Annotated in this window: 9 protein-coding genes; 5 read left to right on the forward strand and 4 right to left on the reverse strand. The window is 72.5% G+C overall.

The genetic code is table 11. The annotated features are described in order from the left end of the window. Positions 1-167: 167 nt before the first annotated feature. On the reverse strand, positions 168-434 hold the full coding sequence (locus tag ABD329_RS46515; RefSeq protein ID WP_037946034.1) for a protealysin inhibitor emfourin: 267 nt from the start codon (positions 432-434) through the stop codon (positions 168-170). Positions 435-461: 27 nt separating this feature from the next. Then, positions 462-1577: a M4 family metallopeptidase gene (locus ABD329_RS46520; protein WP_198279552.1), complete on the reverse strand. Its 1116-nt coding sequence runs from the start codon at positions 1575-1577 to the stop codon at positions 462-464. A 298-nt stretch (positions 1578-1875) separates the two neighbouring features. Here ABD329_RS46520 and leuA point away from each other — a divergent pair, with 298 nt between their 5' ends. From leuA to ABD329_RS46545, 5 genes are all read left to right on the forward strand, one after another. Continuing rightward, positions 1876-3660 carry a 2-isopropylmalate synthase gene (leuA, locus tag ABD329_RS46525; RefSeq protein ID WP_198279551.1) on the forward strand — a complete coding sequence of 595 codons (1785 nt, stop codon included), beginning with the start codon at positions 1876-1878 and terminating at the stop codon, positions 3658-3660. A gap of 236 nt (positions 3661-3896) precedes the next feature. Next, positions 3897-4607, forward strand: coding sequence for a TerB family tellurite resistance protein (locus tag ABD329_RS46530; RefSeq protein WP_198279550.1), 711 nt, complete (start codon positions 3897-3899; stop codon positions 4605-4607). Between the two features lie 129 nt (positions 4608-4736). Continuing rightward, positions 4737-6923 carry an MMPL family transporter gene (locus ABD329_RS46535; protein ID WP_246618793.1) on the forward strand — a complete coding sequence of 729 codons (2187 nt, stop codon included), beginning with the start codon at positions 4737-4739 and terminating at the stop codon, positions 6921-6923. A 255-nt stretch (positions 6924-7178) separates the two neighbouring features. Then, complete coding sequence (locus ABD329_RS46540; protein ID WP_425574479.1) at positions 7179-9101, forward strand: sensor histidine kinase; 1923 nt, start codon at positions 7179-7181, stop codon at positions 9099-9101. Positions 9102-9229: 128 nt separating this feature from the next. Further along, positions 9230-9862, forward strand: coding sequence for a response regulator (locus ABD329_RS46545; protein WP_246618794.1), 633 nt, complete (start codon positions 9230-9232; stop codon positions 9860-9862). Here the strand turns inward: ABD329_RS46545 and ABD329_RS46550 are convergent. Further along, a complete protein-coding gene (locus ABD329_RS46550) occupies positions 9831-10025 on the reverse strand; it encodes a DUF1508 domain-containing protein (protein WP_198279549.1) in 195 nt (64 codons plus the stop codon). The two genes, ABD329_RS46545 and ABD329_RS46550, sit on opposite strands and share 32 nt — an antisense overlap. 288 nt (positions 10026-10313) lie before the next feature. Further along, positions 10314-10958 carry a GNAT family N-acetyltransferase gene (locus ABD329_RS46555; RefSeq protein WP_198282500.1) on the reverse strand — a complete coding sequence of 215 codons (645 nt, stop codon included), beginning with the start codon at positions 10956-10958 and terminating at the stop codon, positions 10314-10316. Positions 10959-11078 lie beyond the last annotated feature (120 nt).

An 11078-nucleotide genomic window follows, 5' to 3' on the forward strand; every position in this document is an offset into this window, starting at 1 on the left:
TTCTTCCTACCCTGAGGCCTCGTCCGGTCCTTACGAATCTCGAAGTCCATCGCATCCCCTGAACTGGGGTGTTGCAACGACTCCTAGAACCCAAGAAGCATCGATATGCGGCTCCGCCGCGTGGTCCGGCGCGTGATCCGCCGGGCACCCCGTAGCCGCGTGGGGCCTTACGCGCCCTCCTTCAGCACCGCGCGGATCAGTTCCCGCTGGGCGTCGCTCAGCTGCGGATCCGCGGCGTGGACGGTGCGGCCGTCGATGGTGATCTCGTACTGGAAGCCGTCCGGGACGCCGCGGGGCGCCGTGGTGTGGCCGGTCTCGACGGCCTGGTGGGCCAGGGCGTCCAGATGGGTGGCGTCGGGCCGGCCGGTGGTGTCCAGCTCGGCCCGGCGCTCGATTCCGGCGAATCCGCCGGTGCGGGTGACGGAGATGCGCATGGCTCCATCACTACCCGATGGCGCGCCCTAGCGCGCGCCCACGTGGGCCCGCAGATCGGTGATGCCCACCCCGGCCCATGCCTCCCGCACCGCCGCCTGCTCCTCGCCCTCGCCGTACCGGGCGTGCGCCGCGGCCACCGTGAGCTGGGCGAAGTCGGCGAACTCCGCGTCGGAGGCCAGATCGCCGCCGGTCAGCACGTCGTACCAGATCTGCCCGGCGCGCTCCCAGGCGTTGCCGCCCAGGGCGGTGGCGGCCAGGTAGAAGGCGTGGTTGGGGATGCCGGAGTTGATGTGGACGCCCCCGTTGTCGCGTGAGGTGTGGACGTAGTCGTCCATCGTGCCCGGCTGCGGGTCCTTGCCCAGCACATCGTCGTCGTACGCCGTGCCCGGGGCCTTCATCGAGCGCAGGGCCACCCCGGTGACCCGGTCCGTCAGCAGTCCCGCGCCGATCAGCCAGTCGGCCTCCTCGGCGCCGTGGCCGAGCACATGCTGCTTGACCAGGGAGCCGAAGACGTCGGACATCGACTCGTTGAGCGCCCCGGACTGGCCGAAGTACTCGAGGTTGGCGGTGTACTGGGTGACGCCGTGGGTGAGCTCGTGGGCCATCACGTCGACCGGGATGGTGAAGTCCAGGAACACCTCCCCGTCTCCGTCGCCGAAGACCATCTGCTCGCCGTCCCAGAAGGCGTTGTTGTAGCCCTCGCTGTAGTGGACGCTCGCGTTCAGCGGCAGCCCGGAGTCGTCGATCGAGCGCCGGCCGTACGCCTTGAAGAAGAGCTCGAAGGTCGCGCCCAGCCCGTCGTACGCGCGGCTCACCGAGTCGTCCCCGCCCGCCTGGTCGCCCTCGCCGCGCACCTTCCGGCCCGGCAGCGAGGTCCGGTGCTGGGCGTCGTAGATGGTGCGCTCGGGCTTGTCGGAGGGCGCCGCGGCCCGCGCGGCGGGGACGCCGCGCACGGTGGTGATCCGGCGGCGGGTGCGCTGGAGGGCGTCGTGCTCGAGCGTGCGGCGGGCGGGCTCGGCCAGCGACGCGTCCTCGGCATGGGACAGCTTGTCCAGGACGTGCGGCGGCACGATCGTGCAGAAGGCGGTGTGGCGGTGGCCGCGGGCAAGGCGGGCCTGGCGGGCGTTGGCATTGGCGTCCATGGCTGGCAATGTCGCATCGCGTGATGCCTGTGTCACGCCTTGCGGTCATGATTGCTGAAATCGAGTGGAAGATGTGTATTCCTCCGAAGCACATGCTTCGGTCCGCATAGTGATACGGGTCCGCCCGTCCCGCGCGTCTCGGTTAGGCTGCTCTCCATCATGCGTTTCGGGCTGCTTCTTCTTAGCTGCCGCGGCGAGGGCCTGTAGTCGTAGGCCGACCCCCTCCCCGCGGAGTTCGGTGTTGCGGTGTTTTCGCCCCGTCGGCCGCCCAGCGGACATACGAGGAGCCCTACGCATCATGAGCACGTCTGATCATTCCGCGAGCGCCCAGAGCCCCGTCGGCCGTCGTACGCCGATCACCGCCGCGACCGTCACCCAGCGCCCCTCGGGGATGCCGATCCACAAGTACGGCCCGTACGAGGCCGTCGACATCCCGGACCGCACCTGGCCGGACAACCGCATCACCGTCGCCCCGCGCTGGCTGTCCACCGATCTGCGGGACGGCAACCAGGCGCTGATCGACCCGATGTCCCCCGCCCGCAAGCGCGAGATGTTCGACCTGCTGGTGCGCATGGGCTACAAGGAGATCGAGGTCGGCTTCCCCTCCTCCGGCCAGACCGACTTCGACTTCGTACGGTCGATCATCGAGGAGGGCGCGATCCCGGAGGACGTGACGATCTCCGTCCTGACCCAGGCGCGCGAGGAGCTGATCGAGCGCACCGTCGAGTCGCTGCGCGGGGCGCACAAGGCGACCCTGCACCTGTACAACGCCACCGCCCCCACCTTCCGCCGCGTCGTCTTCCGCGGCACCCGGGAGCAGGTCAAGCAGATCGCGGTGGACGGCACCCGGCTGGTGGTGGAGTACGCCGACAAGATCCTCGGCGATGACACGGTCTTCGGCTACCAGTACAGCCCGGAGATCTTCACCGACACCGAGCTGGACTTCGCGCTGGAGGTCTGCGAGGGCGTCATGGACGTCTGGCAGCCCGAGGAGGGCCGCGAGATCATCCTGAATCTGCCGGCCACCGTCGAGCGCTCGACCCCGTCCACCCACGCGGACCGCTTCGAGTGGATGTCGCGCCATCTGTCCCGCCGCGAGCACATCTGCCTGTCCGTCCACCCGCACAACGACCGCGGCACCGCCGTCGCCGCCGCCGAGCTGGCGATCATGGCCGGGGCGGACCGCATCGAGGGCTGCCTGTTCGGCCAGGGCGAGCGCACCGGCAATGTGGACCTGGTGACGCTGGGCATGAACCTGTTCTCCCAGGGTGTCGACCCGCAGATCGACTTCTCGCAGATCGACGAGATCCGCCGCACCGCCGAGTACTGCAACCAGATGGAGATCCACCCGCGCCACCCCTACGCGGGCGATCTGGTCTACACCGCCTTCTCCGGCTCCCACCAGGACGCCATCAAGAAGGGGTTCGAGGCGCTGGAGGCGAGCGCGGCCGAGCAGGGCAAGACGGTGGACGAGGTCGAGTGGGCCGTCCCGTACCTGCCCATCGACCCCAAGGACGTCGGCCGCTCCTACGAGGCCGTGATCCGGGTGAACTCCCAGTCCGGCAAGGGCGGCATCGCCTATGTCCTGAAGAACGACCACAACCTGGACCTGCCGCGCAGGATGCAGATCGAGTTCTCCAAGACGATTCAGGCCAAGACCGACGCCGAGGGCGGCGAGGTCACCCCGGGCCAGATCTGGGCGGCCTTCCAGGACGAGTACCTGCCGACCGACCACAACCAGTGGGGCCGGATCTCGCTGCGCAGCGCGCAGACCTCGACCACCACCGAGGGCACCGACGCGCTCACCGTCGAGGCGGTCGTGGACGGCGCCGAGACGGTGCTGACCGGCACCGGCAACGGCCCGCTGGCCGCCTTCTTCGACGCCCTGGCCGCGATCGACGTGGACGTACGGCTGCTGGACTACTCCGAGCACACCCTGAGCGAGGGCGCCGCGTCCCAGGCCGCCGCGTACATCGAGTGCGCGATCGACGGGCAGGTGCTGTGGGGCGTCGGGATCGACGCCAACATCGTGCGCGCCTCACTGAAGGCCGTCGTCTCCGCCGTGAACCGGGCGCGCCGATGATCCTTTCGGAATCCTTCGGATTCCTTCAGATGTGTAAGTGACCTTTCACCGGTCTGATCGGATGACTTCATCACCCCGTTGACCTGGTCACCCACATGGGCCCCGTTCACCCCGCGAGGTTGGCGGGGCCTCGGGTTTGGCCTGTTGTCTCCGTTCGGGGTACTGACGTCACATCATGGATGTGGCTAGCATCACGTCAACGCGGCAACGTGGCCGAAGCGTTATGGAGGTGTGACGTGGTGCACCGGCGAGCCCGCCGTGACCGGGACCTGTGTGTGGTAGGCGTACGCACTCTGTGGCGGACCGTCGGCGATGGTGAGTTCTTCTGCCCCGAATGCGGAGGTGACCGCAACTACCGCCGCCGTACCGGCCGTCGCCGCATCGTGATGCTCGGCCTGCCGGTGCTGCCGCGCGGACCGGTCGCGCCCATCGTGGAATGCGCGGCCTGCGGCAGCCGCTACGGCACGGAGGTGCTCGACCACCCCACCACGACCCGCTTCTCCGCGATGCTGCGCGACGCGGTGCACACCGTGGCCCTCGCGGTCCTCGCCGCGGGCGGCACCGAGGCGACGGCGGTGCGGCAGGTCGCGGTCGGCGCGGTGCGCGCCGCCGGATTCGCCGACTGTAGCGAGGAGCAGCTGCTCGCGCTCATCGAGGCCCTCGCCGCCGACACCGGGCGGCTGCCGGGCGCGTGCGGTGAGCGGGACGGCCTGGACCCGTGCGGTACGGCGCTGGCCATCGAGCTGCACGAGGCGCTGGAGCCGCTGGCCCCGCATCTGGCCCCCACCGGCCGGGAGGCCATCCTCCTCCAGGGCGCCCGGATCGCCGTGGCCGACGGCCCGTACCGCCCGGCCGAGCGCGCGGTCCTGGAAACGGTCGGCCGGGCACTGATGATCTGTCCGGACGACACGGCCCGTTTGCTCGCCGCCACAAGGGCGGCGTTCTGAGCGGACGGTTCCGGCCCGCGCTCCGTACTCCCCAGGGAGTAAGAACCCCCGGATCGCCCCCGGCGCAGTAGCCGCCATTTCCGTCGTCGGCGCGAGGTATCGACGCCCCGGCGCCGGAAGCCTGGGGGCATGCAGACGACATCGTCAGGGATCGCTGGAGATTCCCAACAACCGGACGCGCCACCGCCCGCCGCGGCCGGCGGCAAGCGGCGGCGCTCGCTGCCCTGGGCGGTCATCGCGGGCTGGGTGCTGCTGCTCCTCGTCGCCGTCCCCTTCGCGGGCGAGCTCGAGGGCGCCAAACGGGACACGGCCGTCGACTACCTCCCGGCGGGCGCCGACTCCACCCAGGTGGCCCGGCTCCAGGAGCGGCTGCCCGGTGGCGACACCATCGACCTCGTCCTCGTCTTCCACCGCGACGGCGGGCTGACCGACGCCGACCGTAAGGCGGCCGGCGGTCGGGTCGCCGAGGTGGCGGGGCGCCATGACCTCGTCGGCGGCACGGCGCCGCGCGCCGTCCCGTCCAAGGACGGCACGACCGTGATGTACCCCATGGCGCTCACCGGCCTGACGGACGAGAAGGAGCGGGCCGACGCCGTCAAGGACGTCCGCGCCGAGCTCGCCTCCCACCCCGGGGGCCTGACCGTCCAGGTCGGCGGTCCCGGAGCGCTCAGCGCCGACTCGCAGGAGGTCTTCGCCTCCACCGACGGCACGCTGATGTTCGCCACCGCCGGGGTGGTCGCCCTGCTGCTGATCATCACCTATCGCAGTCCGCTGCTGTGGCTGGTGCCGCTGGGGGTGGTCGGCGTCGCCGCCATGGCCGCGATGGCGATCGTCTACGGCCTCGTCCAGGGCTTCGACCTCACCGTCACCAGCATGAGCTCCTCGATCATGACGGTGCTGGTCTTCGGCGCGGGCACCGACTACGCCCTGCTGATCGTGTCCCGCTACCGCGAGGAGCTGCGCCGCCACCGCGCCCCGTACGACGCGATGCGCGAGGCCCTGCGCGGCTGCGGCCCGGCCGTGCTCGCCTCCAGCGGCACCGTGGCCGCCGGGCTGCTGTGTCTGCTCGCCGCCGACCTCAACAGCAGCAGCGGACTGGGTCCGGTCGGCGCGGTCGGGGTCATCTGCGCGCTGGCCGCCATGATGACGCTGCTGCCCGCGGTGCTGGTGCTGCTGGGGCGGCGGGTGTTCTGGCCGCTGGTCCCCGCCTACGGCAGTGAACCGCGGGCGACCCGGCGCGGGTTCTTCGAGGCGATGGGCGACTCGGCCCGCCGCCGGCCCGGAGCCGTACTCCTCGGCGGTGCCGCGCTGCTGGGCGCCCTCGCCCTCGGGGTGCTCAATCTGCCCGGCGACCTCAAGCAGGAGGACACCTTCACCGACAAGCCCGAGTCGGTGGCCGCCACCCAGACCCTCGCCGACGCCTATCCGGACAGCAGTAGCCAGCCCATCAGCGTGATGGCGCGCACCGCGGGCGCGGACGAGGTGCTGCGGCGGGCGCGCGACACGGCGGGGGTCGCGCGGGCGGACACCGGGCGCAGCGGCGGCGGCTGGACGGAGATCGACGTCTTCCCGCGGGGCGCCCCGCAGTCGGCGGAGGAGACGGCCGCGCTGCACGCCCTGCGCTCGGGCCTGGTACGGGTCGAGGGCGCCGACGCGCTGGTCGGCGGACCCAGCGCCCAGCAGCTCGATCTGAAGGACACCAACGCCCGCGACCGGATGCTGGTCATCCCGCTGGTGCTGAGCGCCGTACTGCTGATCCTCGCCGCCCTGCTGCGCAGCCTCGTCGCGCCGCTGGTCCTCGTGGCCGCCGTGGTGGCGGTGTGGGGCGGGGCGATGGGGCTCGGCGGGCTCTTCTTCGACCCGGTCTTCGGTTTCGCCGGGGTCGACCCCGGGCTGCCGCTGCTGTCCTTCGTCTTCCTGGTCGCCCTCGGCGTGGACTACGGCATCTTCCTGATGCACCGGATGCGGGAGGAGTCGCTGCGCGGGGCGGACGTCCCGGACGCGGCGGTGACCGCCCTGCGCACGACGGGCGGGGTGATCGCCTCGGCCGGTCTGGTGCTCGCGGCGACCTTCGCGGTGCTGGCCACGCTGCCGATGGTGATGCTGGTCGAGATGGGGTTCGTGGTGGCGGTCGGCGTGCTGCTCGACACCTTCCTCGTGCGGACGTACCTGGTGACGTCGGCGAGCCTGCTGCTGAAGCGGTGGGTGTGGTGGCCGGGCGCCCTCTTCCGCCGCACGCCCGCCTCGCCGGTCCCGCCCGCCCAGGACGGGCCCGGCGCCGGGCCCCGTCCGGAACCGGCCGTACGCGGCGGCTGAGGCCCTCCCTCGGCCCGGACCGGCCGCACAGGGGACGGCCGGTCCGGGACACCCTTCGTACCGCCCCAGGCCGCTCCCTGGCCGCTCTACGGCCGTTCCATGGCCGCCCCCTGGCCGCTCTACGGCCGCTCTCCGGACCCCTACCGCCCTATGCGCCCTATGGGCCGCGTACCGCCCTTATGGCATCCGTACCGCCCTATGGGACGCATGCAGTCCTATGGATCGGCCCGAGGCGGATCCCCGAGGATGGAGCCCGTGCCCGTACCTCCTACGACCACCCACTCCATGGCGCAGCCCGCCAGCACCCCACGGGCGCGCGCCGCCGTCCACCGCGCGATCGCCTCCGCGTCGCGCGCCCTGCACAACGGCCCCCGCTCCGCCGAGGCCCCGGAGGAGGCCCGCAGACGGCGGCGGGTGGATGCCCGGATCGCCGGTGCGGTGCTGGTCCTCCAGGTGGTCCTGGCGCTGCTCAACCCCGACCGGAACGGCCACCGCCCGGACGCGTCCGGCTGGGCGCTGCTCGTCGCCAGCGCCACGGTGCTCATCGGGCGGCGGCACAGCCCGATGGTGGTCACCGTGCTGGTGGTGTTCATGGTCGGGCCGTACCACGCCATGGACAACGTCCATCTCGCGGTCGTCCCGGCCGGGCTGCTCGCCGTCTACACGCTCGCCGTCATGGGCCCGCCGCTGCGGTCCTTCCTCACCGTCACCGCCGTGATCTCGATCATGGTGTCGGTGATGGCCCTGAGCGGGAAGCCGCACGCCGGTCTCGACATGCTGCGCACCTCCGGCTGGGTGCTGTCGGTCGTGGTGATCGGCGAGGCGGTCCGCATCCACCGCAAGTACATCGCCGCGATCCTGGAGCGGGCCGAACGCGCCGAGCGGACCCGCGAGGACGAGGCGGCCCGGCGGGTCGCGGAGGAACGGCTGCGCATCGCCCGCGATCTGCACGATCTCCTCGCGCACAGCATCACCCTCATCGGCGTCCAGACCTCCGTCGCGGCGCATGTCCTGATCGCCGACCCGGAGCGGCTGGACCGCGAGGCGATGGTCAAGTCGCTCGACTCGATCGCCGACACCTGCCGGGACGCGCGCGCCGAGCTCCGGGCCACCCTCCAGGTGCTCCGGGGCGGCGCGGGCGGCGACGCCGGGCGCGCGGACGAGGAGGACACCGGGCCGCTGCCGGGGCTCGCCGGACTCGCCGACCTGGCAGCGGCGGCGGAGGCGGCGGGCGTCCGTGTGGACCTTACGGTCGACGTGGAGGCGTCCGAGCTGTCGCCGGCCGTGGGCGCCGCCGCGTACCGGATCGTGCAGGAGGCCCTGACCAACGCCGTTCGCCACGCGCCCGGCACGAGGGTGCGGATCACGCTCGTACGGACCGAGGGGGAGCTGAGCGTCGCCGCCGTGGACGACGGGCCCAGGGGCGACGACGCGCCCCTTACCGCGCCCGCCGAGACGGGCTACGGCATCGTGGGCATGCGCGAGCGGGCCCGCAGCGTCGCGGGCACCCTGTCCGCCGGACCGCGCGAGGACGGGCCCGGCTTCGCGATCAGGGCCGCGCTGCCGTGGGGGAGGGGCGGCCCGCTTGGCGGCCGTACGGCCGCTGGCACCGGTACGGGCGCCGCAGCTGGCCCTGCCACCGGTACGGGCTCTGCCACCGGTACGGGCACCGGCACCGGCACGGGCACCGCCACCGGCACGGGCACGGGTACTGGCACCGCCACCGGCACGGGCTCTGCCACCGGCACGGGCACGGGCACGGGTACGGGCTCTGCCACCGGTACGGGCGGTGGCACCGGTACGGGACCTGGCACCGGCACGGGCACCGCCACCGGCACGGGCACGGGCACCGGTACTGGCACTGCCACCGGCACGGGCACCGGTACTGGCACTGCCACCGGCACCGGCACCGGCACCGGCACGGGTACCGGCACCGGCACGGGTACCGGCTCTGCCGCCGGTACGGGCGGTGGCACCGATACGGGACCTGGCACCGGTACTGGCGCCGCAGCTGGCACCGCCACCGGTACTGGCTCTGCCACCGGCACGGGCCCTGCCACCGGCACCGGTACTGGCTCTGCCACCGGCACGGGCCCTGCCACCGGCACCGGTACTGGCCCTGCCACCGGCACGGGTACCGGACAGACCGCCGTACCACCCAGGGAGGCCACCGCATGACCGCGCCATTGGACCCGGCGTCCGGGACCAGCCCCGCCGACCCGCTCTCAGGGGCCACCGCACCGGCCCCCGCGCCGATCAGGGTGTTGCTCGCGGACGACCAGACGCTGGTCCGTGCCGCCTTCGCCATGCTGGTGTCCTCGGCCCGCGACATGGACGTGGTCGGGCAGGCGGGCACCGGCCGCGAGGCCGTCGAACTGGCCCGCACCGCCCGCGCCGACCTCGTGGTCATGGACATCCGGATGCCCGATCTCGACGGCATCGAGGCCACCCGCCGCATCGCCGCCGACGAGGACCTCGCCGGGGTCAAGGTGCTCGTGCTGACGACGTATGACACCGATGAGCACATCGTCGAGGCGCTGCGCGCGGGCGCGTCCGGCTTCCTGGTGAAGGACACCAGGCCCGCCGAACTCCTCGACGCCATACGGACCGTGGCGGCGGGGGAGTCCCTGCTCTCGCCCGGCCCCACCGCCCGGCTCATCGCCCGTGTCCTGCGCCTGCCGGACGCCCCGCCGCCCGGCGTTCCCGCGCCCGCCGCACTGGCCGCGCTCTCCGAGCGCGAACGGCAGGTGCTCGCCCTTGTCGCCCGGGGCCTCAACAACGCCGAGGCCGCGCAGACCCTCGGCCTCTCACCGCTCACCACCAAGACGCATGTCAGCCGCATCATGGGCAAGTTGGGCGCTCGCGACCGCGCCCAACTCGTCATCGCGGCCTATGAGTCCGGCCTGGTTACTCCGACTTGTCGGTCGGAATCTCCTTGATCTCGGCCGTCGGGGCGTTCTTCTTGACGGATTCGACGCCCTTCTGCGCGGCGGACTTGGACTCATAGGCCTCGCCGACCGCGATGATCTCGCCGTTGCCCGCCTTCAGCCGGAAGCGGTGCTTGCCGCGCTTGTCCTCGTAGATCTCGAACTTGCCTGCCATGGATGCCACCTCCATCAGGGCGTGTCCGGCGTATCTCTTGCCGCCTGCGGCGGGCTGCCCCCGTCCCGCCCCTTCCCACAACTGGGGTTCCGCCCCAGACCTCTGGGGTCCAGGGGCGGAGCCCCTGGTAGCGGGAAGGGGCGGGGAGGGGAAAGCGCCGATATGCGGCTCCGCCGCGTGGTCCGCCGGACACTTCGTAGCCGTCCCGGCTCCCTCAAACCACCGTAGAGCGGGCAATGCGGGCTCGCACTCCCGCAGCCCTGGCTCGCACTCCCGCGGCAAAGGACTTCAGGAAGCGCCGAACAGCGCCCGGCACGGCTCCAGCCCGGCGATCTCGACCGGCGTGGCGCGGTGCTCCCCCCAGCCCGCGCGGTCCAGCCGCAGCCGCTGAAGGGTGCGGGCCTCGCCCCGTACGGCGAGCACGGACAGCCCGTCGGGGCGGTAGCCGAGCCGCCGGGACACCCCCAGCGAACGGCCGTTCTCCACCATCGCGCCCGAGACCAGCGACAGCGCGCCCAGCCCCTCGAACGCCAGGTGCGCCACCGCCGCCCGCATCTCCGTGCCCAGACCCTTGCCCTGGTGGGCGGTGCCCAGCCAGGAGCCGGTCTCGGCCTCCCGCGTGACGGCGAACTCGGTCGCGAACAGGTCCTGCCGCCCGATCACCGCCCCCTCGTGCAGCACCGCGAGGCTCAGCGTCCACTGCTCCGGCCGCCATTCGGCGATCGTGCGCAGCACATGCTGGAAGGTGCCGCGTCCGCGCTCCTCCGGGGGCGCGTCGGTCCACGGGACGCCGAAGGGCATCTCGTCCGGGTCGTGCACCCCGCCCGCCGCGACCGCAGCGAGCTCGTCGAGCAGGGGGACGTCGGGAAGCCGCAGCTCCAGGCGTGGCGTACGCAGACGAAGCCCGTACAGGGGCCAGTAATGGGGGTCCATGACGGGAGGCTGCCGGAGCCGCGGCCGCCAAGTCGAACCAATTACGGCCGCCCGCGCCGCCCCCGCCGCCGCGCCCGAGAACGCCACCGCCGCGGACAAGAGCGCCGAGGCCCCCGCGCG

This window comes from Streptomyces javensis (assembly GCF_039525925.1).
Taxonomy (GTDB): Bacteria; Actinomycetota; Actinomycetes; order Streptomycetales; family Streptomycetaceae; genus Streptomyces; species Streptomyces asiaticus.